This window comes from Halorubrum rutilum (assembly GCF_042665015.1).
GTDB classification, from domain to species: Archaea; Halobacteriota; Halobacteria; order Halobacteriales; family Haloferacaceae; genus Halorubrum; species Halorubrum rutilum.
In genome coordinates this window covers 292,202-318,845 of the sequence record NZ_JBHTBL010000001.1, presented here as the reverse complement: position 1 = coordinate 318,845, position 26,644 = coordinate 292,202, and the positions used below count along the sequence as shown (strand labels likewise).

Genomic DNA, 26,644 nt, shown 5'->3' with positions numbered 1-26,644 from the left:
TCACTCGGCATCGTCGTCACCTCCGACATCCTCGTTGGCGGCCCCGCCATCATCGTCATCTCCGGCATCCTCGTCGTCACCTCCGACAGTGAGGATCGCCCGCGCGAGCCGGCCGCGTGGCGTGTCCTCACCAGCCCACTCCCGGTAGACGTCGCCGTGGCGATCGACGGCTGTCTCCGCTCGGGTCGCGTCTTTAGACGCCTGTTCGTCGTTTGATGTAGCACTCATCGGTTTACCTTCTCCAGATTCGCGGCATGGATTCCGGACCGGTAGTCGGTCCCGAACTGTGCGTCGACGGCGGCTGCGACGGCCACGCCGTGGATGTTGGAAATGCACTCTGGGGTGAGCCCGCACACCGTCGTCAACTCCTCGTTACGCCGACAGACGACGACATCGCTCACGCGGTCGTAGCGCAGCTCGTCGTTATGCGGGAGCGGCGCCTCCTCGGGCATCGCGAGCGGCTCGCCGTCCCGCCAGGCGGCTAACACCGAATCAGCAGGGTCGGACGCCCGGTCGTGGAACCGGTCGCGAGCGTGCCAGGTGGCGTGGATGCCGTTTTGGGTCTCGGCGCTCATCCCATCACCTCGACGAGGATGGTGACGCCGAGCGTCACGGCGAGGCCGACCGCCACCCACCGAGCGACCCAGCGATGCGGCTCAGTCATCAGCCTCACCTCGCCCCTGCTGATACCGCTTCCAGGAGTCGTCACCGTCAGGCGCCTCACTCGCCGGGCGGTCAGTCGCTCGGCGGGCGATCTCCTGCGCCTGATTAGCGTGAACCCCCATCTCGATCAGCCGGTCGCTCACCGCATCCCGCGTGAGCCGCTCGTCGCGATCTCGGTGGTGGTTGACCCGTTTGTGCGTCTGGCGCATATTGTGGTCCTCATAGACGTACAAGAGCCACAGCAGCGCCTCTAGGTCGTCTGGACGCGGCTTTGAGGTCCGAATCTCACCCTCACACGGGTGACAACACGCTCGCTGGTCGTCGTCTGGCCGGACTCGAAACGTTGTGCCACAGGGGCACGTCCGGACTTCCGTCGTGTTCGTTGCCTCACCGTAGCAGTTGGTCGAGCAGTACCGCCGCCCTTCAGCCTCCGAGGGTGCGAGCTCGAACTCCTTGCCACAGTGCTCGCAGGTGAGCGTGACGCGGCTTGAGCGCGCGCGACTCGAACACTCGACCGAGCAGTAGGTTCCAGTGCTGCCGGCGCCGGGCTCAAACTCCTCGCCGCAGTAGTCACACGTCTCCATCTCGACGACGCGCTCGTCGTGAACGCGGACGTGATGGATCCGCATCCCCTGCTGGGTGTCGAACGTCTCCTCACAGCCGTCCCACTCGCACGAGACTCCGTCTCCGTCTTGAACACGACCGCCGTCGGTGATCGGTTCTCCAAACTCTGCTAGAGAGCGTTGTGGCTCTCGCTCTCGCACGACGGCGAGGTCGCCACAGCTCCCGCACTCGTACCGGTGGCGGACGTGCCGATCGAGGTCTCCGCCAGCCGCTAGGGCAGTGTTGTCCATCGCCCGACCGCAACACTCCGGATTTTCGATCGGCGTGGTGTCATCGATGTAACGGACCTGAGCATCATCACGATGGAGAACGCATGGATCGGCCGCGCAGTGATGGACCGAACAGGTCCGGTCGACCCCCCCGGTTCGATTACTCGGCACGCGCCTCACCTCCGTTTGCAAACCTCGCGAAATCCGCTTGGTGATCTGCGAGACCAACGACCTCGAAAGCCGGTGCCGCGAGCGGGTCGGGGCCGAATGATCTGTAAACCTCTCCGTCGCGGGCGATGAGCTCGTTTTGTCCACGGGGCGGGAGCTGGTCACTCACCAGATCGAGGTCGACGCCACAGAAGCCGACCGACCACGTCGGGAGGCCGTGCGAGCGTGACTCAGTGACGCTGGTGACCTTCTGCTCTCGTTCCGGCGGGACAAGGATACGATCGCCGCGTTGGACGAGTTCGCTAACATCACCCGTCGTCCGTGGGAACTCCACCTCCCGAACGGATCCGTCGATTGAACGTAGTCGATTCTCCTCAACGGTGAGGCCGAGACTTGACTCGTCGACGGTTTGTGCGGTCTCCTCGTCAAGGAGTCGGACAATTGTGAACGACCGCTGACCGAAGTGATACTCGCCGCTCCGGCGTTCGTGGTCGTAATGTGATTCAACCGCCTCCTTCGCGAGTTCAGGGTTCGGGAAGAGGCCTTGCCATCGACCTTCTCGGATACAGTGGTTATCGTTGCACGTGACGAGGATGCCCTCGCGAACAGACCTGATGGTCTCGCGGTTAATCGGACGTCCGACTACTATATCATCACGATGAGCAATTTCATCGGCATCTTGACCGCCGTCTGTAATCAGGCATTGATTTCTGGTTGTCCAATTTATTTGTTTACGGACGAGTATATTATCACTGGGGAAACATTCCCTAGTTGTCAGAGGCTCACCCGCGTCCCGCTCATCCTTTCCGCTGTCAGACATCAATTCCACCCCACTTCTCGGCAGTTGACTCGATGTCCGCAGCGATCTCCCGGAGATCCTCAGCATCGAGTTCGGCAGCGTGCCGCTGGATGACCGTCCGCACCTCGTCGCGAGCGTCGGTCTCGCTCATGCTTCACCCCGCTTCTGGTACTGCTTCCAGGAGTCGTCGCCCTCGGGGCGGGCCTCCTGCTGTTCGAGCCGGCCCTGCAGCTGGGCGTACGTCGACGGCGAGACGCGGCCGACCGCGCCGACGGACTCGACACGCCAGCTCGGTGCATCGGGCTGTGCACTCCGCCGCTTCACCGGCGGGTCTTCGAGCCGGATCTCGTCGGCCGCAACAACGAGATCACACTCCGAGTAGTGCTCCTCGCCGTTCATCTTCTTCGAGATCCGGAGCCGCCGCGTCCGCCACGTGTCGCCGGTCGGCGTTTCCCACTCGGTCGGCTCTGCGGTGTCGATGACCGCCCACGGGTTCGCGTAGCCGTCCCGTTCGGTCATCGTCAGCGTCAGCTTCTCTCCGACGGTCGCTTCGAGTGCGACCTCGCGACTGTCGACCAGGGGTTCGAGCTCCGAGTCCTGGCTCGCATCAGCCCCCTCGCTGTGGACGTTCGGATTCCGACAGGCACGGCACTCCTCGACGGCTCTGTTCTCGACCCACGTCCAGTCGCGCTCACGAAGGGTGCCAGCTCCACGGACGACCGAACAGTCGGTCGTGTGGTACGTGCCGTTCGTCCCGGACTGACCGCTCGCCGTCAGTACCGCCTCCCCGCGCCGCACCGACAGCGGGATCGCGGCCTCGCTCACGACGCTCTCCGTCTCTGCGAAGTCGACGTCGCGAGGGAGCACACCGACGATGTCCTTAGCGGCCTCGCGAATCCGATGGGCACGCAGATCCGAAACGTACGGCACCTCGGTGAGCGCACCCTCCTCGGTGATGAGGATGTCCGCAACCGTCTCGATGCCGGCGTCCTCCAGTCGACTCGCGACGTTCGTCCCGACGCCGTTCGTGTGCTCGGCGAGCGTGACGACGTCCGTAGTCGCGTCGAGCTCGTCACGCGGCATTGATACTCACCTCCCGATCGAGGCGGCCAAGCGCCATCTCGACTGAGTTCGTGATCGCACTGGCGTGATGGAGATACCACGGACTCAGATCCATGATGTCCGTGTCATCACGAATCCAGATCGCGACGGGCATCTCACGCTCGAACGCGTACATGACCTCCATTGGTGTCCCGATGGACTGCGTGTCGACGTACCCGACAAGCACCGCGTCGCTTGCCAGCAGTTTCGCTTTGTCGTTGGTGACGATCTCGTCAGCGCCGACCGTCGTGTGATCGTCGGGATCGGACACGCCATCCACAACGGTCAGGTCCTCGACTGGAACGTTGTACTTCGCGAGCGGGTTCTGGAAGTCGTACTGCTCGCCGTAATCACGGCCGACACGCTCGCGCCACTCAGCGCCTCCATCATCGAGTGCCGCGACTGGCCCAGCGAGGTAGACGGTTGTCGACTTAGAGGTCGTCAACGTCACCCACCTCCGTGTCCGGGTCCTGAAGCGCACTGTATAGTCCGACGTCACTGTAGCCTGCGATGTCGACGAAGTGGTCAGCGATCAGCTCGCCAGCCTGCATCCGCGACTGCTTGACCTGCTGCATCATAATCGCGGCCTGCCACGGCGCAATATCCGACTCCAGTTGCTCGTCGAGGAACGCCGTCCACAGCGCCGCAATCTGACGGTGGTTCGTGTAGGCGTCGCCGTGGCTGTCTCGCTCTTCCGACACGACAAGCGCCGCGGCCCGACTCGCATCACCGATGTCGTACGACTCAGGCATCAGCCTCCACCTCCTCAGCTTCGCGGGCATCACCGAGCGCGCCCTGGTACTCCTCCGGGAGCGACGCGAACGGCAGGATCTCCGAGTTGATGAACGCCGCGTACGTGCCGGGGCGGTCGCCACCGTCACGCATGCTTACCACCTTGGTTGGAACTCTCGTTGTTGTGGTACGATGCGTGTTTACTGTGAGACATCAGACCGATATTTTCAGGCCGGTTATCCCATCGAACGCCGTTCTTATGATGAACATCAATGTCGCTCTGTACGGAATCAAAACCAAACTCAGCAACCGCGAGCAGTCGATGGACTAAAACCCAATCCTTTGTGGTGCCGCCTGCCTCCCCATCATGCCAGTATTCATAGCCGTTTTGGAGTGTCTGAAACTTGGCATAGGGCTTAACCTGATACGAACCGCGTGGCCGCCGATCTATGCCGTAATTCTCCATCCACCGTCTGATTGTGTCAATTGAGGCGCCACAATCGTCGGCTATCTCTCTCAATGTCTTTTCTTTTTCACAATATTCAGTTCGGAGATACGACTTATCCTTATATTTAGACATTTACGCCACCCCCGTGTCGATCTGGTCGACGGCGAGCATCGGGTAGGTGGCCGACACCCACGCGCCGGCGCTCGCGCTGGAGCTGATGACGTAGTCGCCGCCAAACTGATACTCACGCTGCTCTGTGCCGTCTCCGCTGTCGTTGGGGCTATCTTGAATAGGCCCCGTACGTGAGTTGCTCATGGGTCACTCGCAAATGCCTCGTGTAGAGGCGGTCTGTCTGTGACCTGGCCGTCGGCGCTCCAACGCCGGCGGGTTTTCACCGCGGAGGCCAGGTCAACCGATAGTTACCCCGCCCTATACTTAGTCTTTTCCCGCTACTAACTGGATACTACCAGCTATTGGCCGAATTATTAAGGGCGAGTGGATAGAAGTAGTAGGTACATCGGTGTTACTATGAGTACGACCGTCGCACGGGAGACTGAGATGCGAAAAGACGCGGATTGGATGCGGCAGCCGACTGATGACCGCATCCTGGAGGTCCTCCGCGAGGAGGGAAACATGACTCCGCGAGCAGTCTCTCGTGAAGGCGAGGTCGCTCGCGTCGACGCGACTCGGGACTACGCAGGAGGGCGGCTTCGAGAACTTTGCCGATATGGTCTCATCGAGCGCGTCGACCGAGGCCTCTACCGCCTCACCGACGACGGCCGTGCCTATCTCGACGAGGAGCTCGACGCCGCCGAGCTCGACCCGACTGATTCCTGACATCGCATTCTGGCTGTCGCTCGCGCCCGGCATAAGCGAGGGGTGCATTTCGGAGGGGGCGACCGAGTGTGTCATCGCGACCACACCCACACGCTGGCGCGCTTGGAATGTAAACCGGGGCCGTACTTCCGCCCCCCGAGCGATGTGATGGCCTCGACAACACGAGCCACCGATGCCACCGTAATAGTGTCCGATTGCTTGCCGCCAGAGTCGCGTTGCCGTCGTGCGTCTACCGCCGTGGCCGTGCACCGTCAGTTCCCGGCCCTCAACCAAGTCCGGTCTCTTACGTCATCTGGAACGCTGGTGCGGCCTCTGTGATGACGTGCCCGAGCCAGTCAGGTGGCGATCGTGTGGGGCTGTCAGTAAGTGTCCCGTCCTCGTCGAAGGTGAGCGACCAGACGTCGTCGGCGTGTGCGACCTCGATGAGCGTGGCGCCATCGGCGGTAGCGATCATGACCTCGGCTGTATCACTACCGGGGGTGTCGAAACCAAGGGACGCAATATCGACTGTTGTGTGATGTGGGGTGGAGGACACACCCTACTATGGGTGCGGCCGCTACTAAATTATGGCCATCCGTTCGGGATGCGACGCGAGACCCGAGCACTCACTTGTGACGCCCAGCTCACCTGTGTCGTGTTCCACCTCGACGACTGTCATCTCGTCACGCTCGTCGATCACGACCGCGACGGCAGCATCGGCGGCGTCGAAGCCGACCTCGATCCGGTCGAGTAGCCTCACACCAGCCGCACCTCACTCACCGCAATTTCCTCACCGGTCTTCCGGTCGATCAACACGCTGTAGCTCATCGATCTGGGCAGCCGCCCGTGCGGACACGTCCGACAGACGATCGTGTCCTCGAGGAGCTCCCAGTTGGTATGCCCCTTCGGACAGGCGTACCGCCACTTGTCGGCGCCATCACGGTCGATCGCGACCGCCATCAGGTCACCCGGAGCTCGGGCGCCGCCTTCTTCACCACGGGACCGAGCCAGCGCGGCGCCGCCCGGCCAGGGGAGCGCTGCAGTTCGCCGTACTCGTTAAACGTGAGCGTCCAGTCGCCTGTGTCGTGTTCGACGTCGACGACCGTCGTCTCGTCACGCTCGTCGATCGCGACCGCGACGGCGGCGTCGGCGGCGTCGAAGCCGAGCTCACTCAACTCGACCGTCGTTCGGGCAGCCTGTGAGGGCATACCTGCGGCGAGGAGTGGATAGACAGTAAAAGGGGGCCGTACTTCCGGGGTGATAAAGAACTAGACTAATAATTCGCCTGGGAGAGAAGTTATATATTGTTAGAATCTTGTACCATTACACATGCCACAGGAACGTGTCCGCACGACAGATGAGAGCATCTCGTCCAAAGCCAAGTCACACGACTTGGAAAACCGGCTTAAATTTAGTGATACCAACGCAGTAAAATCTGCGTTGATAGAGCGTGCTGAGTCGTCCGATGAGGACCTTGTCACATTAGAAGCGGACGATGACTATGAGTTTGCGAATAATTTGAGTAAGGAGTTCCAGGACGAACTGGACAAATAAATGTCGGACGAAGTCCCCGTTGTCGATATTTTAGCTGGTTTAGATGGGAAAGTAGAGAAGATCGGTGATGAAATAACACACGAGCGGACTACAGAGATCGACGGCGAGGAGAAGATCGTCGAGTATGCCGCTAGGCATGGCGACTGGGTATATTGGTTATCTGCTGGCTCGAATGGGCACCATGTCACTGTGACATTTGCTTTCAGTATTGTCAATAATGTAGCCACAGTGTTTAATGAACCAGATATAAAGAGCATCTTAGGTCTCGATGAGCAGAAAATCACCGAGGAGCATAAGAAGGAAGCTGCTCGGGAACTACTGTCACAGATGAGGCCAGAAAATCAGGAGAAGCTCTCGTATCATCTGATAAAACTACTATCTAGTCCAACGTCTGGATTCAGTATTGATACGATGAATACCGGGACACCTGAAGCGTTTCAAGTAACCAGGAAGATATTCCCTAATGACTCTGGTTTCTCTCAAACAGAGTTCAATCACTCTGTCCAGACAGTAGTTAGTAATGGAGTAAACGCGGTTCAGTTAGTTCAGCAAGCGTTTGATATTGAGGAGTTTGTAGAATCAGAGATGTCTCCAGATGAAGAACGGGATGTTCCGTACGTCTACTGAAATAGATACACAAGCACTAATTTGTAGCCATTTCAGTCACTAACTCAATACCGCTTGACAAATTTTTCTGCTTAGTTGAGTACAACCACCGGTGGTCGAGCCGCTCTCGCTCAACGAGGTCATAGGCACGAAGCTTGTCAAGTTTGTTCCGCCGGTCGCGACGACTGATCGGCGTCCGTTCTCGGTTCGCGTACACCTGCTCTTCAATCTCCTCGTACTGCTGGTGCAGCTCGCGCCCTGTGATCTCACCGGCGTCGCGAATCAACTCGTAGAGGACGCGATGATGGAACGGGAGTGACCGAAGATTCGCCTTCCGGATGCTGGCACGAGCGCGCTCGTAGGCGTCATCGACGTCGGCATCGTAGATGCGACCATGCTCGCGCTCGACCGCGATCTCCGCCGCTGCTCGCAGCGTCTGGATACCCTCGCGAGCGACGCCGGCGACATCGTCGGCGATTGTCTCCAGTTGGTCGCGTGTGACGGCGTTATCGACGAGCCCGACGCGCGCCCGGTCGCGAAGGATGTCGGCGAGCTCGTCGACACCGAACCGGTCAAGTTCGATCCGGCCGCCGTGGAGATACTGTCGGACGCCCGACTCAGCACGGGCGAGCCAGTCGTCTGGCTCGTGGCAGATCACAACGATCTCGACACCTGGAACTGACGTGAGCTGGCCGACCGCATCCGTCCCCGCGATGTCGTCGGCCTCGTCGAGCAGGAGGAAGAGCTCCTCACCAGCGAGCGTCTCCCGAAGCCGCGCTGGGAGCTCGTCGTTCGGAGCGTTGTCGGCAACAGTACCACCGGCGCCACGGATGGCCTCGCGGAAGAGCTCGCCGGTCGTCGTGCCGAGTGCCTGGATCCATACCCAACGCGTCCCGAACTCGCGAGCGAACTCCTGAAGGACAGTCCGCCCGAGCGCCGTCTTCCCGACGCCACTCGGACCAGCGAGCAGTGCGCCCTGATCGTGGTCTGAGCGCGCTCGGTGGAGGAGTCGGATCAGCTCCTGGACGTGAGCTTCGCGATGCCGGAGGTCAGGTGGCGGGGTCTCGTCGTCGAAGACCTCTGGACGACGTATCATACAGGTGACTGCTGATGTGGACAGGGGTAATAAACCGCCGCCTCGCTTCCGGGGGTGAGCAGACCCGTGCGAAAGGCCGCACCACGATGGTGCGACCAGCGTCAGCGTGCAAACCCCGCGTGTGCTTGTGTTGCCGGCCCTCCAAACCGGCATCGCGACCCAGGATCGGTGTGTGTTCGTTCGCCGGTATCCCTTAGTTAGGCGATCGATCCGATCCTGGTACCTTGGTATAGAATGTCATGCAATATAATCTATTCGCTGTTGTAAGGCCGACACCGAAGATGACGACACGAAAAGGGAGAGGCTGAAAAGTGAGGTGCGATTAGCGGACGTACTGCTCTTCGAAGTACCGACTTACCACATCCCGCTGTTCGCAGTCGCGGTCATGAGGGAGGTTGTCGATCGTCGTCTGGTGACCGTCCGGGCCGTCGATACGGACCTTCGCGCCGCACTCCTCACAGACGAGCCACTTCGGCTCAGTAATCGCGAGCCCGTCGACCGAGGGCGGCGTGCCGGACGCTTCAATCCGGAACTTGGTTTCAGGATCGGCGAACGAGCGCATCGCCATCTACGGCCCCTCCGTGACGCGCACCGCCGCGCGGTGTTCACCGTCGACGACGAGCTCGGTGAGCGGGTCGGCGCCACACGGCACCCACGTCCGGCCATCGTGGCGGTCAACACGACGCTCGACCTTCCAGGGCTCCCCAGCGACACGCTCGTACCGGACGCGCCGGCGCTCGCCGTGCTCGGTCTCGTAGATGACCGTCGGGAGGTCGTCGGGCGCGGTCGACGTCGAGGAGTCGCGCGCCTCCGCAGTGAGCCGGCGGCGGACGCGCTGGAGGGTCGCGCGGGCGACCTGCTGCTGGGGCGTGCTGGTCAGGTCATCGACGACCGACGCCTCGACGTCGTCGAGCAGGCTCGCGAGGTCGCCCGCCTCCTCGTCAGGCATCGTCGCCCTCCGTTGCGACGTCTTCGACGGCCTTCGCCACGTCGGCCGCCGCGTCGAGCTCATCCTTTGTCATTGGAACGGTGGCATCGTACACGTTGCCACGGTGCTGCTTGATCCCTTCGCGGATGATGGCCACGACGCCGCGCTCGTGGCCGTCGACGAGTTCACCGAGGTCTTCGCTATTGTCCTCTTCTTGCTCGGCGTCGCCGGCGCCGTAGAACGCAGCATTACAGTAGTCGATCTCGTCGCCGAACGCGACCTGCTCGCCCGGCTCGTACCCGGTGAGATCCGGCGCCCAGCCGAGCTCTTGACACCACGAGGCGATCGCGTACTGCGCGACGGCCATCTGGTCGCCGTCCCACGCGCCGTCGTAGCGCGTGCCCTCCAGGAGCAGCAGCACGAGGTAGTCGATCGGGTTGTCGGCGGCAAGCAGCTCGCCGTCGACGGCGAGCCGAAGGGAGCTCCGGTCGGCCGTCGACGCCGGGAGCTCGTCGTCCTCTTCGGCCTGGCGCAGCTGTTCGTTGACCGCCGAGGCGTGCCCGGGCTCGTCGCTCACGACTCGAACACCTCCGTCCGGCCGTCCGCCGTCGCGATGCGTGGCGCACCGCGCACGGCGGCGCCGATCCCGGTATCGAGTGCATCGCGGTTGACCCACCCAGGGATGGGGACGGCACCTCTTGCGTAATCAACCCGCCGCTGGTGCAAGCATCTCGTCCCGCGGTGGAGTGCATCCCGACAGCCGCACGTCTCAGCGACGGCGTCAACGACGTACGTCGTGTGCGGCCGGTAGACGCGGAACTCCTCATCGCGAAGGTCGCGGTCAACGTGGGTGTCGACGACCGTCATCGGCTTTGTCAGGGCGCGGGCGGCCCGCTCGTCGAACGTCCCGGGGCCGGCCGTCGCGTCGACACTGTCGGCTTTAGACATCGTCGACCTCCATGTCGCCCCACGCCTGCTCGACGGGTAGATGCATCAGCCGCGCGCTGGGGAAGTCGTAGGTCTTCCCCGGCTTGTGCGCGTTCTGTGGGTTGCCGTCGACGTACACGCACTCGTAGACGGCGTTGTCGACGTCGATCCCGGGCAGGTATGGATGCATCTTGTACGTCGCGAGGTCGTACCCTTCGGCCTCGTAGTGCGCTTCAAGATCGTCGTATGAGCGCTGCCTGACAAACACGGCCTGCCGAGTGATGACGTCGATCGCGACGCCGCCCTCGACAGGCTCGGTCTGGACGTCCTCCAGGGCATTCGCGACGCGCTGCTCGTACGGGAGCTCGGCGTCGTCGAAGTCGGCGTCGACCGCGCCCTCAGGCATCGGCCGACACCTCCGGGAGAACCTCGTCGTAGACGTCGCTGAGGAGCTCGTCACCGCACTCCTGACAGACGGAGTGCGAGAAGTTAGCCCGCTCATCATCGTGGAACGAGACCGTGATCGTGGTGAACGGATCATCGCCATCGTGACCGAACACGTAGGTGTCACCACAGACGCCGCACGTGCCTTCGGACATCAGGCACTCACCTCCGCGCCGCAGGCAACGCGCCGGACGGTCACATCCTCGCCACGCTCCAGGTCGGCGCCCTCGCAGGCGACGATGTCGTCGAGCTCCTCCAGCTGGATACCGCCGTCGTAGCGGTCAAGCTTGTGCGCGAGCACGCGGTCGACGGCGCCGTCCCAGTCGCCCTGGACGCGGACGACCGGCGTCTCGATCTCCGCGTTGATGCGCTCGTCGACGACCGTGCGCGTGCCGACGGCGACGACGTCGAGCTGGCGCTGCCGGCCGGCAAAGAGCACCTGGTCGCCCACGTCAAGGGCGCGCAGGTCGGTGATCGTCTCGGTGCTATCAGTACCGTTTTGCGGTTGGGTTTCGAATGCGGACATGCTCTCGTTTGTGGAGAGCACCGGTCGGGTGCTCCTACACCCGGCCACCCTGACTCGTTGCCAGCCGCGGCCATCCGGTGCTTCCTACTACCCAGTATGTGCTACTTGCACTTATAGATTGTGCATACTGCATAGTTAGTTTATGTATGCAGTATGCATAAGTGCTAAGTGACTGTGCGATAGACACATACTCATGGCTGTGGAACAGCAGCGTGTGATAGAAGCCGGTGATCTCACCGACGCAGATCGGGCGATACTCGATGAACTCCAGGAGGGTGCCCGAACGAAAAAGTATCTTATCGACCAGACCGGGCTCCACCGCAACACGGTCGGGAACCGTTTGGATGTGCTAGAAGCTGGTGACGTGGTCCAGTCGCTCCATGACACAACCGCGCTCTACGAGCTCGTCGACGACCCGCGCGACGACGTCGATCAAGGGAGCGTCCCGGAGGATGCGCCGGTCGAGTACGTAGTCGCACTGGAGACACACATCGAGGCAGCCAACGAGGCGCTCGATAACGACGACCCGGATACAGTCCGGCGCCACGTCCGTGCTGCCGGCGACGAGGTCGGCGAGATACGCCTGCTTGATGAGGTGGAGCGCGATGCCTGAGCCGATCGTCATCGACGAGCGCGAACTCCAGGAGCTCTACAGCGACCTCGCGGACGCGACCACAGCCGCCGCGACAGGCAACCCGAACGAGTGTGCGTCGAAGGCGGCCGACGCGAAAGAGCGCGTCCTTGAGCTCCACGAAAACGCACCGACACTGGAGGAGATCGACGCCGTCAACGACTGATCGGACAGCCGGCGAACTCGTGAGATGGGCCACAGCGACCAGGGCGGCAACGAAGCGTACGACGTCGCGGAGCTGAAACAGGCGCGGGACGCACTCCTGGATGCGTAACGAGTCTCATCACACCGGAGAGCCCCTTCAGCAGGGGGCTGGCACCCGGGGCCCCTCATGGCTGGCCGCGTGTGCGTGATGTGTCTCACCCTATCTCGTACAGTGGGTGCCAGCAAACGGCGGTACCACACCACGTGTCAAAACACTTTGCTTCGTGACAACAGGGAACGACCCTACACGCTCTTTGGTGCTCGTGACTGAGTTCGAGATATGGCCGACACGTTCAGCGTCGACTGCCCGGGCTGCGGGACGACGAAGGGGCCGATGACTGACCACGCCGGCACGATCGGCGTCCACTGCTCGTGTGGCGTTTCGTTCTCCGTCGACATCGAGGCGCGCGACATCGACGAGTGGCAGGAGCGGGATTAACAACGAGAACACGCGACAAAATGAGCGGGTGGTGAATTCTTTAGTACGGTCGCGCCCACCCGGTAGATAGCGGTCGTGTCAAAGCGCCCGCAAGTCGCCGACGAGCGGCGATCTGCGTGGATGAAATACCACGCAGGAGGTAAGGATATGTCTGATATTTCGCTTCTACCTGGGGTCACAGCTCCAGGATTTGCGGTTCTCGCAGGAGCATGGCTCGTTCACGGCGGCATCGTGGTGGTCGGCGCAGGGCTCGCCCTCGCTGGACTCGCTGCGTGGTCGTACGTGAACTGAAATGTAGCCACCAGCTGACCGCTGGTGGCACTATTCATGTTGGATTCAAAGGATGGATATGCCTGATTTCGCCCCCTCGCAGGAGCAGGCTTACTCGCCGTCACAGCGGCGAGGCATGGGCCAGGTCATGGGGCTTCGATAGCAGTTTTTCTCAGTGGCCCCGACTACTACTACTACTAGCGCGTTGAAAAGTTTTGCTAAAAACCCCGATATCAGCTCTCTCGTCCGCTCACCCGGCTCAAACCGCCGATCACTCGCGAACCACGACGCGACCTCGCGGACACGACCACGCTGGAGGAGATCGGCGCCGTCGACGACTGACCGAACTGCCGGGTAGGCCGGCTCTCGCAAAGCGGGCTACACGAGCGCCCTCAATAGTGATCCTGCGACCGCCCGGCAACGTTACTCGTCGGTCGTGTTCCCGTTGTCTTCCTGCTGGGTGGCGATCTGTTCTTGGATCCGCTGTTGCCGGATATACTGAACGTAGTACTCACTGGGCAGGACCGCGCTCACATCGCCGTCTTGAAGCCCCCTGACGAACGTCGCAGCAGGCGCGTTGACACGGAGAAGACCGTACTCCGGTCCCGCGTCCTCGACTGAGACGCCGTCGGCGTCCGCCGCGGTTTCCTCGTAGGCGCGTACCGCTTCCGCCGTCAATTCCGCTTGTGTACTCTGAAGCTCTTCTTGCGCCTCTTGTCGGGTGAGTTCCCCTTCCTCGATTTGCTCCTGAAGGTCCTCTTGAGCGGTTGTCAGTGCCTCTTGGTCCGGTTGGACCTGGATTGTCAGTGTCGCTTGCGTCGCTTCCGTCGGGTCTGGCGCTTCTGCCTCGGACTCGTCGTCATTCGCTGTCGTCTCGTTGCCGTCATCGGTTTGGGACGGCGACCCTCCAGAGCAGCCGGCGAGGGCCGCAGCGGTACTCGTCCCAGTTACGGCGAGGAAAGATCGGCGATTTGTCCCATCTGTCATTGCTCGTGTATCATCGTCTTTCTCCGAGGTATAGCTCTTCTGTACGTTCCCGGCCAGTGGCCCGTGCTGCGGAGGGTGCTGCCGCCAACGACGACTCCACGAGAGCGGCTGTCGATCTCGGTCGAGGCGCTACAGGTCGGCTCTACTGCTCGTGTGGCGCCTCTGCGAGCGTCGGCACCGAGGCGCGCGACGTCGACGAGTGGCAAGAACGGTAGCCACGCCCCAGGCGAGAATCAGAGGCCGCACGTCGACGAGACGAAAGCAACGCCACCCGCTTACCTCATACTCTCACACGGGCTCGCTCGCGGGCGCGTCATGCGTACGCGTAGATACAACACGACTGATCAAGTACGGCCGAACAGCGCCGTTCGCAGCGGAGACACGCCTGCGCACCGGGAAACGGGGTGTCTCCCGGCGATACCGTTATTAGTCAATCGGCGATATCATGCACAATGGCATATTCTCTCGTCACCGAAGCGGAGTTTTGTTGGGTCCTCGACTGGCTTGGGCCGGCAGGCACCAGTGAAATCGCTGCGCACCTCCCGATCTCACATAGTGGCACCCATGCGCGCTTGCGACGGTTTGATGGCGCGTACGTCGAGCACGAGGAACCCCCACAAGGCGATTTCACATGGTGGCTAACTGATGCTGGTCGCGCTGTGGTTGACGAGGCCGACCTCCCGCCGATCGAAGAGGTAGATCTTGAGGAATACTTTGCCGGGCGCCAGACCACCCTCAACCCGAACACGATCCTCTACGAGATCGCGATTTATCAGGACGAGTGGACGCCGACGAGTGTGCTGTACGATGCGCTCCCGTACGGGACATCGACGATTCGGCGCCGCCTGACGAACATGTACGACGACGGGATCGTCGAGCGCGACGACAGCCAGAAAACAAACCACTGGCGGCTGACCGAGGCCGGCCGCGAGCAACTCGCCGAGGCTGACGACACCACGCCACACGACGATACCAAGCGCATCTTCGAAGAACCTCCTGTTTGAACGGATCGGTTTGCGTCGCTCGTCACACTGTGTTGGGCCACCGGCGTGTCGCCGTCGCGGACAATTGGTGTTGGTGCCGGTGGTCGATCCGCCCCGGCGCCAGCCACACCGAGCACAGAACCGGATCGGGCCGGACCCAGATCCCCCACGCCGTCTGCTGTCGGATTCGTCCCCGACTGATGTCGTGGACTGCCTCCGTGGCCCGCTGTGATGGCTACCGACGCCACACCGGCGAGACGCCTGTGCACTGGCCATACACAGTCTTTCGCGCCGATACCGTTATTAGTCAGGTGGCGAAATAATACAGCATGTCTTATTCTCTCGTCACCGAAGCCGAGTTCTGTTGGGTCCTCGATTGGATCGGCCCGGCGGGCACACGTGAGATATCCGAACACCTCCCAACCTCATATAAGGGCGCTTACATGCGCTTGCGACGCTTCGATGGCACCTACGTCGAGCACGAGGAACCCCCGCAACGCGATTTTAAGTGGTGGCTGACTGACGCTGGTCGCGCCGTGGTTGACGAGGCCGATCTCCCGCCGATCGAAGAGGTGGATCTTGAGGAGTACTTTGCCGGACGCCAGACCAGCCTCAACCCGAACACCATCCTCCACGAGATTGCCATCTACGAAGCCGAGTGGACACCGACGAGCATGCTGTACGATGCGCTCCCATACGCGAAATCGACGATTCGCGTCCGGCTGATGGATATGCACGACAAGGGGGTCGTCGAGCGCGACGATAGTCAGAAGACGAACCATTGGCGGCTGACCGCGGCCGGCCGCGAGCAACTCGCCGAGGCTGACGATACCACGCCACACGACGATACTAAGCGCATCTTCGAACAAAGCAGCCTGTAGACGGATCGGTTTGTGTCGCCGTCGCGGACGCTTGGTGTGGGTGCCGGTTGTCGGTCCGCCCCGGCACCAGCCACACCCAGCACAGAACCGGGCCGGACCGCGATCCTCACGCCGCCAGCTGTGAGCCAGATCCCAACACTGCCGGTACAAGGACTGTGTGACCAACTCACATGAATAGGGTGTCACGGTGACGAATTGCGAGGTACAGCCGCTCTATTGCCCTCATATGTTACTTGCGGCACACGTTCGCGTCACCGTTAGCATTAACATAGGTGCGCACAACGTGTGGGTTGTAGCGTGCCGACAGGCTACACTGAACCACCCAGAAAATGAGACACGGATGACAGCGGTATGAGCGAAGCAATGACAAACGAGGATAGCAACGGTCCGATGGCGCGGACGACGATCGAGGTCGACCGCCAGGTCTGGCGGCAAGTGCGCGCCGAGGCCGTGAGTGAAGGTAAAAATGTCTCCGAAAAGCTCGAGGAGATCCTGCGGGCACACGTCGAGCTTGAGGACGACAATGCGTAACCAACTTATTATGGTACACAATCGGACCCGGTTGCCCGGGTATAACGACGGAGGAATCGCATGACAGGCGGTCAAACGACGCGCGTGGGGGCGACGAGCCCACACGACGAGGTGACAGCATGAATATACCGCAGAAACTTGGTACTGGTGCGGCTATCTTCATGGCCGTGCTGATGGTGCTGTCGGTGGCTGCTGCGCCCGCAGCTGCGCAGTCAGTTGACAGCACGAGTTCGGCTACTAACGTTGCCGTTGATTCTGATAGTACCAGTCAGACGGTTACTATCGACGTGTCTGGGCTGTCAACAGGCACCCAAGATAGGAACTCCTTTATTGTTGATTTGGAGGAAGCTGGTATTGCTGGTGCTGACTTTAGCAATGCACAGGCGAGTGTTCAAGACACTTCAGGCGATAGTAGTAGTATATCAGAGAATGTCCAGTACGCTAACGTTGTAGTAATTGATGGTTCTCCTGAACTGCGAGTTGTTGTTGAAGAAGCAGCAACGGGCACAACCTCATTCACCGCCGCTGTTGATATTACTAATATTGACACGAATGGCGTTAGTTCGGGAGAGAGTCTCCGATACGATGTGCTATTCGACCTTGAAGACGGTCGCATCGGCTCGTGGGATCAGTTCGCGGTTGAAGATACCGAGGCAGTTGATTTCACCACCACGTCGGTGAAAATCGGTAACACTGGCTACGACACGATCAGTGCTGCACTAACCAACGCCGAAGCTGGTGACACCGTCGAAGTTGGACCGGGAACGTACAGCGAAAATAACATCGAAGATAGCCTTTCGGTCGACGATGTGACCCTCGTGGCTACTCAAGGGCCAAGCCAGACAACAATTCAGGCCGCCGGAGGGTCGATCTTCACCGCCGACGGTGATTACTCCGGTCTGACTGTTGAGGGCTTTACTCTCGACATCAACACCGGTTCCGCATCGACCGTTGAAGAACCAGTTCAGGGCCTCACGCTCCAAGATAACGTCTTCTCGGGTGACCCCGACGGTGGTGCGATGCTGGACATTGATGAAGGTGCCAGCGTCACCCTCCAGAACAACACGTTCAACGGAGCAGATGCCGACTCCAGCGGTGACGGTGCGATCGTCTTCACCGATGGATCTGGTGGCGACATCTCGCTCACCGCCAACACAATTACTGACTTCAGCGCCGATAACGGTATGATCGGTGTTGACTTCAGTAACGCCGACGACACGAACACACTGACGGTTGAGAGCAACTCCTTCGAAAACAACGCTCGCCACGTCAGTGATGGGACTGATGTCTCTCTGGACAACGTCTTCAGCAACAACGACTTCAACAAGTACGCAATTGTTGAGGACTCCTCAGACAACATCCAGACCGCGATCTTCGGCCAGCTTGACGCTGCCCGGACTGAAGGGACTGGCGATCTGCTTGACAGTGAAACCGTCATCCTCACTGGTGAACACACCCTCACCGGAACGATTAGCACGGCCACTGGCTCCGCCGCAAGTGACGTGACAATCCGGTCGGCAAGTAGTGCTGCTGCTGAGGATGTTGTCGTAACTGGTGCAGCTGGTAGCGACATCTTCCAGATCGACACCAGTAACGCTGGTGTTAGCAACATTAACGTCCAAGATCTGACGCTCAGGACGAGTGGTGGTGCATCCGCAGCAATTGATGACAACGACGGCAGTAACGCCATCGATGGCTTGACCGTCGAAAATGTCCAGTTTGAGCTTGCTAACGACCATACTGGTATTGAGGCCAATGCCGGCTCGGAAATCCAGGGTGTGTCGATCAGCGATAACACCTTCACGCCGCGCAGTCAGGGTAACAACTACGTTGCTATTAATCTGGCCGACGCCGGCGCTGGTAGTGGTACCCGACTAAGTGACGATGGTTCTCCGACTGAGGCTGTCATCTCTGGAAACACTATCTCCGCCGCTGATAGCGGGATCCTAGTGATTCCGGACGATCAGGATTCAGACAACCTCGCGGTTGCCATCGAAAACAACGATATCGAACTACTGGATAATGGTGGCCAGGGTATCGACATTCAGCAGGATGAGGCTGGGACACAAGGTGCAACCCCCGGCGATGACAAGATTAACGCAGACGAGATTGTCATTGACGGAAACACGATCACCAGCGGCGACGCAGGTAGCAATGCAGAGGCGGTTCGCATTGCTGACAACCCTGCTGGCTCGGTCAACACGATCGAAGTGACGAACAACGACATCTCGAATATCAACGATGGCGCTGGTAGTGGGACGGCTCTCGATATCAGTGCCTCCGGTGTGACTGTCGAAAACAACGAGCTCGCAAGCAACGCCCTGCACTTCGACGACGCCGGGGACAACTACGACGAGCAGACGGTACTCGACGACAATACCGTTGAGCCTGTTGTCCTAATCCTCGATGAAGAGGGCGGCACCATCCAGGAGAACGCCGTCTACGGTACGTTCAAGGCTGGTGTGGAGTCTACTAGTACTAGTGGCCAGTACGTTGAGGTTGGCTCGGGTGTCTACGAGGAAAGTGGCGTCACGACGCAGCACGCAGATGTGACGATCGCATCCGCTGACGGCGCTTCAAACACGGTAATCACGACCGAAGCAGCCAGCCCCATCCTCAACGTCGACACTGACGATGTTGTCGTTGAAGGGCTGACATTCAACCCGACAGCTGATAACAACAACCCCGACGTGGAAGTTGGTGGTGCTGAAGATCCGGTGATCCAGAACAACGTGTTCAATGGCCCCGGAACGGGTGACCGCACCGCGATCGCTCTGGACACTATCACCGATGGCGGTGATGGTATTCCGACCGTGTCGGACAACACCATCAGCGGATACGCGCTTGGTGTGAACCACAACGATGACGGCGTCAACACGAACGTGGTTCGCAACACCATCACGGACAACGCAGTTGGCATCCAAGCCAGCAGTGGCACGGATGACCTCACGATCCACTTCAACGACCTCGTTGACAACACCGTTGACGTTGACCTCAATGGTCAGGATGGTCAGAGCCTCCGCGCCAACTGGTGGGGCGACGACACTGCCCCGAGCGTCACCGAAGATGACGCTAACGAAGGGGATGTGACGAACGCTGGCACGGCAGGTAACGTCGTGACCGCGCCATGGTTGACTGAGTCGGTCGACACGCTGCCGACCGATCAGTACGTGGTTGTGGACGACCCGCGTGACCGTGTGGCTGGGACAGATTCGGCAACCGCCCTCGTCGCTGTGCTTGATGACGACCTTGCCGGCGATGCTGACGACACTAACACGGTGCTCACAGCGGATCCGAGTGGCCCGCTGAGTAATCTTGGAACACCCAATGCTGGTACCGGCGCGGACGCGGCAGATCCGCTCGTGTACAATAACATCCAGAGCACCGAGACCGGGGAGTTCACGCTAACCGCCCAGAATACGGACGGTCTCGTGACATCTGGTTCGGCTGTCCAAACGTTCGTGAGCAGCCCGGCTGGCGTTGAAGTGACCGCTGACACGGAAACGCTCGTCGCCGATGACAGCCAGACCGCTAACGTCACGCTCCAAGTTGTCGACGAGAATGGGAACCCGCTGAGTTCCAATAATGACGCAGTCTCGTTCGCTATCGACAACAGCTCGGATGCGGGTGTCAACACGATCATCCGTGAACAGAACACCGACGCAAACGGGCAGGCCCAGCTCCAGTTCTCCGCTGACACGGCTGGAGTCGATGTTGAAGTGACTGGCATCTACAATGACCAGGGCTTCTCTGACTCGGTGACAATCACCACAGTTGAAGAAGCGCAGGCCAACTTCTCGGTCGATCTGGTTGATGGTCCGACGACCATCACCCAGAACGAGTCCTTCAGTGCCACGGTGAACGTGACCAACACTGGTGACGCTGCTGGCACGCAGGACATCACGTACGACCTCGACGACGAGGCTGGCCTCTCGCAGCTCTCGGCCAGTCAGGAGATCTCCCTCGACGCGGGTAGCTCGACGGAGGTCACCTTCGAGGTCGCTGCGAGCGACACGAACAGCCTCGACACGGGCAACTACACGCACGTGTTCGCGTCCGACGATGACGAACTCACCGTCGACGCAGAGGTTGTCGCCCCGACTGACTCGCCGCTTGACGGTGCGGCTGGCGAGTTCGACGATGATGGTGACGGCACCATCACCGCCTCCGAACTCGGTGACGCCGTCAACGCGTTCGGCCAGGGTAACCTGACCGCTGCCGAACTCGGTGAGGTCGTCAACGCGTTCGGTCAGTCGTAAGTAACCACCCGCTCCCACACGGGTTCTTTGCGGTGCGGCTGCGGCTTGCGGCTTCATTTTTTGGACGGCTCACGCGTTGAGTGACAACACTATCGAGCAGACAGTAGCTCAACAGCGCGCTCACTCGGCGTGAACCGTGCGTCACTCGCAAACAGTGACGCGTATCAGTTGTTGGTAATACGATTTCTTTATTCGCCAGGTCAGTCGTCCTCGCAGACGACTTCGCGGAGTTTTCCGAGCAGCTCGGGGTTCGACTCGTGGATGTGCTTCATATCGCGGTGGGCTTCAGAATGGCAGCCCTCGCAAAGGGTTATCAAGTTCTCGGGGACGTCAGGGCCGCCAGCGACCACAGGTATGATGTGATGAACATTCGCGCTTTTTGCGGCCTCAAGATTGTCAATCACTTCATCACCACATCTCTGGTAGGTGTGATCATCACGTTCCAAGGCGATTTCCCGGCGCTAAGGTTCAGGATCACGCCCCGCACCAATCGATTTGCTTCGGCAGGAACCGGAACAGAAGCTGGAGTTGTATTCCTGGTATGACGGGACTTCATACGGTTCTCCACACCACTCGCAGGATAGTTCTACCATCTCCCGCAAACTGTCCCCATGAACCCGGGTGTGATGGCTGCGCATTGACCCTTCACTGGCAAAATTGTCCTTGCCGCAAGTAGGGCACTCGACGCTACTCATCATCCGTCCTCGCGTGGGTCTTCAACAAATTCGTAGAGTCCTCCCTGATTTACTTGCTTGACCCATCCAGCATTTTTCAGATTTCGGAGTGCGTACTCAACCTGCCCCTTGTCAAGAGAGGAGCTCTGACGCAGGAAGAGGGGATTCACACGGCCCCAAGGGTCACCGGAGTCGCGGCCTTCCTTGAACAGGTCGATGACAGCTTCCTCCCGATCATTCGGCTCGTAGTTCTCGTTGACCATCTGTTGTTCTTGCATCGTGGGCACGGGACATAATACTCAGTTCTTTGCCTAATGCTTTTTGGAGCATTATGCTGAATATTTTGCTTAGCATAAAGACTAAGTAGTATCCCACTGTAGAGGGTAGTGAGAAGCGCGGGACGCCTCGCAGAAGGTGAGGCCGGTGTTGAAGCCACCGACCCCGCGCTTCCGGAAGGAAGCATGCCAATGAAGACATCTGCCGGACTTCAGACTTCCGGCACGACGGACGAATCGACCGGTAAAGCGCGAATCGAAGGCCCGATCCCGGAGTTCGACAAGTACGGCGACTACACCGGCTACGACTACTTCCGGTGTACCGGTTGCGGCATCGAAGCGATGCGCCACCGCGACCTCCGCGACGGCGGATGCAAGTGCGACGGTGGGGGGCCCTGATGCAGCGCCGTACGTTCCTCGGCGCTGCGGCGGCGCTCACGACGCTCCCCACGGTCGAAGCGGCCAGCACCGGCGACGAAGCTCCGGACACGCAGGTGTGCGACGTCTGTGACGCTGAGAAGCCCGCGGAGATGGTCGAACGGACGACCGTCGAAACCATCGCCCCGCTCGAAGCAGACATCTGCCGGGCGTGCCAGCACGTCCAGAACCACGAGATGGGCGACGGGCAGTGCATGCAGTGTGGCGACGACGTCTCTCCCGGCTTTTACTTCGAGGTGAAGTTCCCGCTCGGCGCGGCTGAACTCCCCGGGATGCTCGCTGGCCAGCTGTGTGGCGACTGCGCTGGATGGCTCGCCTGCGACATCAACTACAACGGCATCGACGCCGACGACGACGCCAGCGACCAGCTGATCACCATCATCGACGAAGAGACCCGGCGGATGAACGAACTGGAGGAGTTGGAATGACGCTCCCCGACCCGACCGACGTGATCGCGCCGCGGGGCGACGATCTTCCCTACGAGACCTCGGGCTACCTCCAAGAGATGATGGGTGGCGCGTACCCGGACGGTGTGGTGCTGGACTACCACGGGTTGAAGCTGCACAACCGGTGCCAGTGCAAGAACGGCGTCCCCGTGTACGACATCTACACCGCCGACGAGAACTACGTTGAGACGGTCAACCTCAACGCCTTCCGGACGATCACCGAAGTCGAACAACTCCTTGACGAGATCGTGGCCTACGATCCGACCGACCGCGACGAGTGGGTGAGTAGCCGATGAGCAGCACCCCACTCCCGACGACGGTCGGCCAGTGTCACTCGCTCGCCGTCACGCCGGTCGGCGTGGACGTCGGCGTGAAGAACCTCATCGCGGCAGTCCCGGCGAACGGCGACGTGGAGTCGGCGTTCACCATCGAGGGCAGCCACATCCGGACGCGCCACGAGGCGCTTGTGGAAGCGATGCGGGCGCTCCAGGGCGCGAAGTTCGACAGCACCGAGGGGCAGATCCAACTGTTCGCGGCGCTCTGGCACCAGATTCGCCCACAGGTCTACGACGCGGCTGTCCGCGTCGTTCGGTACGCTCAGGAATTCGCCGGACCGATGCTGGTGCTCGAAGACCTGTCGTTCTGTGGAGCGACGTTGTGGGAGCGCCGGACAGCCGACGACGTCGGGACGTGGTTGCTCCCGGCGCTCCAGCACGCTATCGCGGTGAAGGCCCGCGACGCGGGCATCCCGGTGACGTACATCGATCCGAAGTACACGACGCAGCAGTGCCACGTCTGCGGCGAACCCGGCTCTGTCAGCCAGGATGCCGTGGAGTGCACCACCGAGGACTGTCCCGTCGGCACAGTCTCCCGAGACGAGAGTGCCGCCCTCAGCATCGCACAGCGAGCCGATCTCGCTGAAACAACCGAAGTGACCCATCACGCAGATGATTGAAAACATCGACCGCGACGTGTTCGTACGGATTCAGACCGACCTACTGGTGGTCGGCGACAGCATCATGACCGACCGGCATCACGCCTCGAACGGTAACTACGAGGATGATGACCCGCAGAACCAGATCGGCGGCATCATCCCTGCCTTTCCGCTCTCCGGCTGGCTCCGCCACGGGATGGAAGAGACTGTTCAGGAGTACGGCGGAACGGCCTGCCATCCCGGCGAGGCCAACGCGAACTTCATGAAGGACGGCGTGTACGACCGCGACCTCAACGCCGGCTACCACGAGAAGGGCACGTGCACTGACGACCCGAAGGAAGACGACGGCTGTGTGGTCTTCGACCTCTTCGGCGGCTTCGGTGGCATCCCCGGCAAGGTGATGCGCCGCCCGATCAAGTTCAACCCCGTCCGCTCCAGCGTAGACTACACGCGCGGTCAGGCCGAGGGTCACTACCGCCGGCTCAACCGGAACGTCGTCTCCCGGAACCGTGAGGACAACCGCGAACCGCTGCGGAACGCGGAGATCGACGCCGTCGCCAACCTCGATGGCTGCTGGCACCTCTCCTTCCGGGAGATGAAGCCGGAGTTCATCGGCTTGCTAGCCGAAGGCATCGACTTCCTCGATGCTCACAAGACCGACTTCATGCACCAGCTGGGCGGTGCCCGCAACTTCGGTGCGGGGGTCGTCGATTGCCACCTGATCAACCCACTCTACGAGGAGCGCGAACTGAAGCGTGTCTTCGACCGCGGGAAAGGCAACACGAACGCGATGGACGAGAAGAACGACCAGTGGGCCGAAGAGTACCGCCCGGCGTTCGTCGACGCGCTCGAGGAGTGCATCGAGGAGGGACCATGAGTGACGAGATGGTGGCGGTCTACCGCCACGATGCGCACAAAATGAACGGCCAGCCCCACGACTACGCTCCAGAGACGTTCGCGGGCGTCCCCGTGAACCAGACGGTCTCCCACGGCGCGGACGGTGATGCGTCGGCGCTGAGCCGACCCAGCGGCCAGCCTGAGCAGACCGTCGAGAACCACGAGACGCTCTACCGGCTCTCGCTGCTGACGGGCGACTCTCACTACGACGCCGAGAATTTCTCGCGTCCGCGCCTCTCTGAGGCCATCAGCGACCTGCTAACAGGCTCCGATCCAGAGGCGATGCATCGGGCGTGGCTCTCTTCGGACGTAGCGAGCGGGTTCAACGAGAGCATCTACTACCCGTACACGAGCCTGAAGTACCACACGCTGCTTGTGGCGGCGCTCTTGGACAACTACCGCTCCGGGCACGCGTTTGAGGATCTGCTGTTGGTCGTGGACGTCTCCGAGGAGATCGTGCCCCACCGGACGGTCTACGCGGGCGACCGCTTCACGCTCCGCATCGACGAGAGCGCGGGCAGGAACCCGTGGGCGTGCCTTGGAAGCCGCCCGTGGCGTTCGTGGGCGTCCACCTGGGCGCGCCTGACCGCACATCCGCTCGATGTCGATACTCACAAGCACGACATGGTGTTGGACGCGAACCTTCGCCGGATCTGGAGCTGGTCAACGGCACTACAGTACATCGAGGACTACGAGCGCGAGGTGGACTCATGACCCGCATCCAGCAGGTCCACTGGGAGCTCAACATGGACTACCTCGGGCATCCCTACTACGTCTCGGGGAACGCGATCTACCACGCACTCGGGATGCAGCTGGACCACGACGCTCACCAGCACATCAACGCCAGCCACGGGATGTTCGTGCCCGGTCAGTTCGGAAGGTTTCTCGAGGAACACAGTGAATCCGGCGTCCGGCCGTACATGGGATCGTCGCTCCCCGACATGGAGTCCTACGATGACCTGTTCCTCTTCCGGCACCCCGACCACCCGTGGCTGCTTGACTCTCGCCCCCGGGATGCGCTCAACACTCACGACATCCGATTTCAGAGCGGAATGCCCGCGCTGGCTCACCAGACCATCATGGGTCGACCCGATGATGCTCGGAAACAGCAGCAGACCACGCGCTGGTACGTGAACGCCTACCTGCACGCCGATGACCCCGATCTCCTGCCGCTGGGCGAGGACGTGCTTGACGGGCTCCAGTTCGGTGGGAAGCGCAACTACGGTTACGGCATGACCACCCTGAAAGACACCCAGGTCGTGGACCTCAACGAACTGGACTACTCCCGGCTCGAAGGCGGCGAGGGGTTCATCCTCGAACTCGTGACGCCGTTCGTACTCCGGTCAGAGTACCCGGCGGCGAACAACGTGGACGTGCCGTGGTGGTGGAGCGTGGACGACGAAGCGCAGCTACGCCACCGCCTGGAGAAGGTTGTCGAAGGGGACGACGTGTACGAGTTGGAGACGGTCGATCACGGCGTGGTCGTCGGCTACGACGGCGACCGGGCGATTGAGACCGCGAAGAACGGCATCACTCGCGTCGGGAACCACTCGAAGTACGGCTTCGGAGAGTTCCGGGTCAAACCGGTGCCGAAGCGAGGTGATAATCAAGAAGGAGATACTACCAGTAAAAGTAATCTGGTTCGTGATAGTACGATAGAAACGAGCCCCTGAGAGGGCCAATCCTCTCCTCGGTATCCAAGGGGTTAGTTTCACAGAGACAGATTAATAAAGATAATCGGATCACCGAGAACTGTTGGAGTGGTACGCCAGTCTTCTCCGGGAGCGCGTCGGCCACGGCCTCAAGGTCGACGCCGACCCGCTCGTCGACGACGTCAAGCTGCTCGTCGTAGTCGCCGTCGGCGAGCCGGTCGGCGATCGGGAGTACCCGACGTCGGAACCGCCATAGGTCGGGCCACCGACCCAGATACTGCCGCGCTGCGAGCAGCAGCACGAGCGCGAGCGCCGGCACAGCGATCGGCCCCCAAACGTCGACGGTGGCTAGTGGGTCACGAGCGATGCGTCTCAACGTGTCGAGCGTCAGTAGCGTTTGCATAGTGATTCCTCGTCGCGTCTTACCCAACAGCGCGGGTCCTGTCGCTGCTGGTGTAGGTTAAGATTCGATCACGATCGGCGTCGACACAGACATCGGGCG

44 protein-coding genes are annotated in these 26,644 nt (G+C 60.9%); 17 read left to right on the top strand and 27 right to left on the bottom strand.

Annotation, left to right across the window (positions count from 1 at the left end):
• The 11 genes from ACFQMF_RS01810 to ACFQMF_RS01760 form a co-directional block, all read right to left on the bottom strand.
• A complete protein-coding gene (locus ACFQMF_RS01810) occupies nucleotides 1-228 on the bottom strand; it encodes a hypothetical protein (protein ID WP_256407409.1) in 228 nt (75 codons plus the stop codon).
• Nucleotides 225-575: a hypothetical protein gene (locus tag ACFQMF_RS01805; RefSeq protein ID WP_256407408.1), complete on the bottom strand. Its 351-nt coding sequence runs from the start codon at nucleotides 573-575 to the stop codon at nucleotides 225-227. Before ACFQMF_RS01805 ends, ACFQMF_RS01810 begins: the two co-directional genes overlap by 4 nt.
• Nucleotides 576-656: 81 nt before the next feature.
• Nucleotides 657-1,517 (bottom strand): eL24 family ribosomal protein, encoded by an 861-nt coding sequence (locus ACFQMF_RS01800; RefSeq protein ID WP_256407407.1) that lies wholly within the window; start codon nucleotides 1,515-1,517, stop codon nucleotides 657-659.
• Between the two features lie 139 nt (nucleotides 1,518-1,656).
• Complete coding sequence (locus ACFQMF_RS01795) at nucleotides 1,657-2,484, bottom strand: hypothetical protein (protein ID WP_256407406.1); 828 nt, start codon at nucleotides 2,482-2,484, stop codon at nucleotides 1,657-1,659.
• Nucleotides 2,477-2,614 carry a hypothetical protein gene (locus ACFQMF_RS01790; RefSeq protein WP_256407405.1) on the bottom strand — a complete coding sequence of 46 codons (138 nt, stop codon included), beginning with the start codon at nucleotides 2,612-2,614 and terminating at the stop codon, nucleotides 2,477-2,479. The genes ACFQMF_RS01795 and ACFQMF_RS01790 overlap by 8 nt, the downstream gene beginning before the upstream one ends.
• Complete coding sequence (locus ACFQMF_RS01785) at nucleotides 2,611-3,546, bottom strand: helix-hairpin-helix domain-containing protein (RefSeq protein WP_256407404.1); 936 nt, start codon at nucleotides 3,544-3,546, stop codon at nucleotides 2,611-2,613. The genes ACFQMF_RS01790 and ACFQMF_RS01785 overlap by 4 nt, the downstream gene beginning before the upstream one ends.
• Nucleotides 3,536-4,009 (bottom strand): hypothetical protein, encoded by a 474-nt coding sequence (locus tag ACFQMF_RS01780; protein ID WP_256407403.1) that lies wholly within the window; start codon nucleotides 4,007-4,009, stop codon nucleotides 3,536-3,538. Before ACFQMF_RS01780 ends, ACFQMF_RS01785 begins: the two co-directional genes overlap by 11 nt.
• Nucleotides 3,996-4,316, bottom strand: a complete 321-nt coding sequence (locus ACFQMF_RS01775) for a DUF6378 domain-containing protein (protein WP_256407402.1) — start codon at nucleotides 4,314-4,316, stop codon at nucleotides 3,996-3,998. The genes ACFQMF_RS01780 and ACFQMF_RS01775 overlap by 14 nt, the downstream gene beginning before the upstream one ends.
• Nucleotides 4,309-4,449 (bottom strand): hypothetical protein, encoded by a 141-nt coding sequence (locus tag ACFQMF_RS01770; protein ID WP_256407401.1) that lies wholly within the window; start codon nucleotides 4,447-4,449, stop codon nucleotides 4,309-4,311. The genes ACFQMF_RS01775 and ACFQMF_RS01770 overlap by 8 nt, the downstream gene beginning before the upstream one ends.
• A complete protein-coding gene (locus ACFQMF_RS01765; RefSeq protein ID WP_256407400.1) occupies nucleotides 4,442-4,762 on the bottom strand; it encodes an HNH endonuclease in 321 nt (106 codons plus the stop codon). Before ACFQMF_RS01765 ends, ACFQMF_RS01770 begins: the two co-directional genes overlap by 8 nt.
• Before the next feature lie 114 nt (nucleotides 4,763-4,876).
• Nucleotides 4,877-5,059: a hypothetical protein gene (locus tag ACFQMF_RS01760; RefSeq protein WP_256407399.1), complete on the bottom strand. Its 183-nt coding sequence runs from the start codon at nucleotides 5,057-5,059 to the stop codon at nucleotides 4,877-4,879.
• A gap of 213 nt (nucleotides 5,060-5,272) precedes the next feature.
• Here ACFQMF_RS01760 and ACFQMF_RS01755 point away from each other — a divergent pair, with 213 nt between their 5' ends.
• Complete coding sequence (locus tag ACFQMF_RS01755; RefSeq protein WP_256407398.1) at nucleotides 5,273-5,581, top strand: DUF2161 domain-containing phosphodiesterase; 309 nt, start codon at nucleotides 5,273-5,275, stop codon at nucleotides 5,579-5,581.
• Between the two features lie 283 nt (nucleotides 5,582-5,864).
• Here the strand turns inward: ACFQMF_RS01755 and ACFQMF_RS01750 are convergent, their stop codons facing one another.
• From ACFQMF_RS01750 to ACFQMF_RS01735, 4 genes are read right to left on the bottom strand one after another with little or no spacing between them, the layout of a single operon-like run.
• Nucleotides 5,865-6,116 carry a hypothetical protein gene (locus tag ACFQMF_RS01750; RefSeq protein WP_256407397.1) on the bottom strand — a complete coding sequence of 84 codons (252 nt, stop codon included), beginning with the start codon at nucleotides 6,114-6,116 and terminating at the stop codon, nucleotides 5,865-5,867.
• A gap of 24 nt (nucleotides 6,117-6,140) precedes the next feature.
• Nucleotides 6,141-6,320: a hypothetical protein gene (locus ACFQMF_RS01745; protein WP_256407396.1), complete on the bottom strand. Its 180-nt coding sequence runs from the start codon at nucleotides 6,318-6,320 to the stop codon at nucleotides 6,141-6,143.
• Nucleotides 6,317-6,520, bottom strand: coding sequence for a hypothetical protein (locus ACFQMF_RS01740; RefSeq protein ID WP_256407395.1), 204 nt, complete (start codon nucleotides 6,518-6,520; stop codon nucleotides 6,317-6,319). The genes ACFQMF_RS01745 and ACFQMF_RS01740 overlap by 4 nt, the downstream gene beginning before the upstream one ends.
• Entirely contained in the window at nucleotides 6,520-6,768 is a 249-nt protein-coding gene (locus ACFQMF_RS01735) for a hypothetical protein (protein ID WP_256407394.1), read from the bottom strand. The genes ACFQMF_RS01740 and ACFQMF_RS01735 overlap by 1 nt, the downstream gene beginning before the upstream one ends.
• Before the next feature lie 121 nt (nucleotides 6,769-6,889).
• Here ACFQMF_RS01735 and ACFQMF_RS01730 point away from each other — a divergent pair, with 121 nt between their 5' ends.
• Both ACFQMF_RS01730 and ACFQMF_RS01725 read left to right on the top strand, forming a co-directional pair.
• Nucleotides 6,890-7,114 (top strand): hypothetical protein, encoded by a 225-nt coding sequence (locus ACFQMF_RS01730; RefSeq protein ID WP_256407393.1) that lies wholly within the window; start codon nucleotides 6,890-6,892, stop codon nucleotides 7,112-7,114.
• A complete protein-coding gene (locus ACFQMF_RS01725) occupies nucleotides 7,115-7,741 on the top strand; it encodes a type III secretion system chaperone family protein (RefSeq protein WP_256407392.1) in 627 nt (208 codons plus the stop codon).
• Between the two features lie 16 nt (nucleotides 7,742-7,757).
• Here the strand turns inward: ACFQMF_RS01725 and ACFQMF_RS01720 are convergent, their stop codons facing one another.
• The 8 genes from ACFQMF_RS01720 to ACFQMF_RS01685 all read right to left on the bottom strand — a co-directional run bounded on the left by ACFQMF_RS01720 (nucleotide 7,758) and on the right by ACFQMF_RS01685 (nucleotide 11,641).
• Nucleotides 7,758-8,816, bottom strand: coding sequence for a Cdc6/Cdc18 family protein (locus ACFQMF_RS01720; protein ID WP_256407391.1), 1,059 nt, complete (start codon nucleotides 8,814-8,816; stop codon nucleotides 7,758-7,760).
• A 322-nt stretch (nucleotides 8,817-9,138) separates the two neighbouring features.
• Complete coding sequence (locus tag ACFQMF_RS01715) at nucleotides 9,139-9,384, bottom strand: hypothetical protein (RefSeq protein ID WP_256407390.1); 246 nt, start codon at nucleotides 9,382-9,384, stop codon at nucleotides 9,139-9,141.
• Nucleotides 9,385-9,765 carry a hypothetical protein gene (locus ACFQMF_RS01710; RefSeq protein ID WP_256407389.1) on the bottom strand — a complete coding sequence of 127 codons (381 nt, stop codon included), beginning with the start codon at nucleotides 9,763-9,765 and terminating at the stop codon, nucleotides 9,385-9,387. It abuts the gene before it with no gap.
• Nucleotides 9,758-10,321 (bottom strand): hypothetical protein, encoded by a 564-nt coding sequence (locus ACFQMF_RS01705; protein ID WP_256407388.1) that lies wholly within the window; start codon nucleotides 10,319-10,321, stop codon nucleotides 9,758-9,760. The genes ACFQMF_RS01710 and ACFQMF_RS01705 overlap by 8 nt, the downstream gene beginning before the upstream one ends.
• The gene (locus tag ACFQMF_RS01700) at nucleotides 10,318-10,692 is read right to left on the bottom strand and encodes a hypothetical protein (RefSeq protein ID WP_256407387.1); all 375 of its coding nucleotides are present in this window, start codon (nucleotides 10,690-10,692) and stop codon (nucleotides 10,318-10,320) included. The genes ACFQMF_RS01705 and ACFQMF_RS01700 overlap by 4 nt, the downstream gene beginning before the upstream one ends.
• A complete protein-coding gene (locus ACFQMF_RS01695) occupies nucleotides 10,685-11,077 on the bottom strand; it encodes a hypothetical protein (RefSeq protein ID WP_256407386.1) in 393 nt (130 codons plus the stop codon). The genes ACFQMF_RS01700 and ACFQMF_RS01695 overlap by 8 nt, the downstream gene beginning before the upstream one ends.
• Entirely contained in the window at nucleotides 11,070-11,270 is a 201-nt protein-coding gene (locus tag ACFQMF_RS01690) for a hypothetical protein (RefSeq protein WP_256407385.1), read from the bottom strand. The genes ACFQMF_RS01695 and ACFQMF_RS01690 overlap by 8 nt, the downstream gene beginning before the upstream one ends.
• Nucleotides 11,270-11,641 (bottom strand): hypothetical protein, encoded by a 372-nt coding sequence (locus ACFQMF_RS01685; protein ID WP_256407384.1) that lies wholly within the window; start codon nucleotides 11,639-11,641, stop codon nucleotides 11,270-11,272. Before ACFQMF_RS01685 ends, ACFQMF_RS01690 begins: the two co-directional genes overlap by 1 nt.
• A gap of 193 nt (nucleotides 11,642-11,834) precedes the next feature.
• On the opposite strand from ACFQMF_RS01685, the gene ACFQMF_RS01680 reads away from it, so the two are divergent.
• The 3 genes from ACFQMF_RS01680 to ACFQMF_RS01670 all read left to right on the top strand — a co-directional run bounded on the left by ACFQMF_RS01680 (nucleotide 11,835) and on the right by ACFQMF_RS01670 (nucleotide 12,915).
• A complete protein-coding gene (locus ACFQMF_RS01680; protein WP_256407383.1) occupies nucleotides 11,835-12,254 on the top strand; it encodes a hypothetical protein in 420 nt (139 codons plus the stop codon).
• Complete coding sequence (locus ACFQMF_RS01675) at nucleotides 12,247-12,438, top strand: hypothetical protein (protein ID WP_256407382.1); 192 nt, start codon at nucleotides 12,247-12,249, stop codon at nucleotides 12,436-12,438. The genes ACFQMF_RS01680 and ACFQMF_RS01675 overlap by 8 nt, the downstream gene beginning before the upstream one ends.
• Before the next feature lie 318 nt (nucleotides 12,439-12,756).
• A complete protein-coding gene (locus ACFQMF_RS01670; RefSeq protein WP_256407381.1) occupies nucleotides 12,757-12,915 on the top strand; it encodes a hypothetical protein in 159 nt (52 codons plus the stop codon).
• 693 nt (nucleotides 12,916-13,608) lie between these two features.
• On the opposite strand, the gene ACFQMF_RS01665 is transcribed toward ACFQMF_RS01670, so the two are convergent.
• A complete protein-coding gene (locus tag ACFQMF_RS01665) occupies nucleotides 13,609-14,172 on the bottom strand; it encodes a prolipoprotein diacylglyceryl transferase (RefSeq protein ID WP_256407380.1) in 564 nt (187 codons plus the stop codon).
• 452 nt (nucleotides 14,173-14,624) lie between these two features.
• On the opposite strand from ACFQMF_RS01665, the gene ACFQMF_RS01660 reads away from it, so the two are divergent.
• From ACFQMF_RS01660 to ACFQMF_RS01645, 4 genes are all read left to right on the top strand, one after another.
• Nucleotides 14,625-15,176, top strand: coding sequence for a hypothetical protein (locus ACFQMF_RS01660; RefSeq protein ID WP_256407378.1), 552 nt, complete (start codon nucleotides 14,625-14,627; stop codon nucleotides 15,174-15,176).
• A 308-nt stretch (nucleotides 15,177-15,484) separates the two neighbouring features.
• Nucleotides 15,485-16,036, top strand: coding sequence for a hypothetical protein (locus tag ACFQMF_RS01655; RefSeq protein ID WP_256407377.1), 552 nt, complete (start codon nucleotides 15,485-15,487; stop codon nucleotides 16,034-16,036).
• Nucleotides 16,037-16,387: 351 nt separating this feature from the next.
• Nucleotides 16,388-16,567 carry a hypothetical protein gene (locus ACFQMF_RS01650; RefSeq protein ID WP_256407376.1) on the top strand — a complete coding sequence of 60 codons (180 nt, stop codon included), beginning with the start codon at nucleotides 16,388-16,390 and terminating at the stop codon, nucleotides 16,565-16,567.
• Between the two features lie 119 nt (nucleotides 16,568-16,686).
• A complete protein-coding gene (locus ACFQMF_RS01645) occupies nucleotides 16,687-20,826 on the top strand; it encodes a NosD domain-containing protein (RefSeq protein WP_256407375.1) in 4,140 nt (1,379 codons plus the stop codon).
• A 200-nt stretch (nucleotides 20,827-21,026) separates the two neighbouring features.
• On the opposite strand, the gene ACFQMF_RS01640 is transcribed toward ACFQMF_RS01645, so the two are convergent.
• A complete protein-coding gene (locus ACFQMF_RS01640) occupies nucleotides 21,027-21,230 on the bottom strand; it encodes an HNH endonuclease (RefSeq protein ID WP_379791521.1) in 204 nt (67 codons plus the stop codon).
• 290 nt (nucleotides 21,231-21,520) lie between these two features.
• Nucleotides 21,521-21,763 carry a MarR family transcriptional regulator gene (locus tag ACFQMF_RS01635; RefSeq protein ID WP_256407373.1) on the bottom strand — a complete coding sequence of 81 codons (243 nt, stop codon included), beginning with the start codon at nucleotides 21,761-21,763 and terminating at the stop codon, nucleotides 21,521-21,523.
• A 204-nt stretch (nucleotides 21,764-21,967) separates the two neighbouring features.
• Between ACFQMF_RS01635 and ACFQMF_RS01630 the strand changes: the two genes are divergently transcribed.
• From ACFQMF_RS01630 to ACFQMF_RS01600, 7 genes are read left to right on the top strand one after another with little or no spacing between them, the layout of a single operon-like run.
• A complete protein-coding gene (locus ACFQMF_RS01630; RefSeq protein WP_256407372.1) occupies nucleotides 21,968-22,174 on the top strand; it encodes a DUF8118 domain-containing protein in 207 nt (68 codons plus the stop codon).
• Nucleotides 22,174-22,641, top strand: coding sequence for a hypothetical protein (locus ACFQMF_RS01625; protein ID WP_256407371.1), 468 nt, complete (start codon nucleotides 22,174-22,176; stop codon nucleotides 22,639-22,641). Before ACFQMF_RS01630 ends, ACFQMF_RS01625 begins: the two co-directional genes overlap by 1 nt.
• Entirely contained in the window at nucleotides 22,638-22,955 is a 318-nt protein-coding gene (locus ACFQMF_RS01620) for a hypothetical protein (RefSeq protein WP_256407370.1), read from the top strand. Before ACFQMF_RS01625 ends, ACFQMF_RS01620 begins: the two co-directional genes overlap by 4 nt.
• Nucleotides 22,952-23,614: a zinc ribbon domain-containing protein gene (locus ACFQMF_RS01615; RefSeq protein ID WP_256407369.1), complete on the top strand. Its 663-nt coding sequence runs from the start codon at nucleotides 22,952-22,954 to the stop codon at nucleotides 23,612-23,614. Before ACFQMF_RS01620 ends, ACFQMF_RS01615 begins: the two co-directional genes overlap by 4 nt.
• A complete protein-coding gene (locus ACFQMF_RS01610) occupies nucleotides 23,607-24,470 on the top strand; it encodes a hypothetical protein (protein WP_256407368.1) in 864 nt (287 codons plus the stop codon). The genes ACFQMF_RS01615 and ACFQMF_RS01610 overlap by 8 nt, the downstream gene beginning before the upstream one ends.
• Nucleotides 24,467-25,204 carry a DUF8168 family protein gene (locus ACFQMF_RS01605; RefSeq protein WP_256407367.1) on the top strand — a complete coding sequence of 246 codons (738 nt, stop codon included), beginning with the start codon at nucleotides 24,467-24,469 and terminating at the stop codon, nucleotides 25,202-25,204. The genes ACFQMF_RS01610 and ACFQMF_RS01605 overlap by 4 nt, the downstream gene beginning before the upstream one ends.
• Nucleotides 25,201-26,163, top strand: a complete 963-nt coding sequence (locus ACFQMF_RS01600; RefSeq protein WP_256407366.1) for a hypothetical protein — start codon at nucleotides 25,201-25,203, stop codon at nucleotides 26,161-26,163. The genes ACFQMF_RS01605 and ACFQMF_RS01600 overlap by 4 nt, the downstream gene beginning before the upstream one ends.
• Here the strand turns inward: ACFQMF_RS01600 and ACFQMF_RS01595 are convergent.
• Nucleotides 26,111-26,545, bottom strand: a complete 435-nt coding sequence (locus tag ACFQMF_RS01595) for a hypothetical protein (RefSeq protein WP_256407365.1) — start codon at nucleotides 26,543-26,545, stop codon at nucleotides 26,111-26,113. The genes ACFQMF_RS01600 and ACFQMF_RS01595 overlap by 53 nt on opposite strands.
• Nucleotides 26,546-26,644 lie beyond the last annotated feature (99 nt).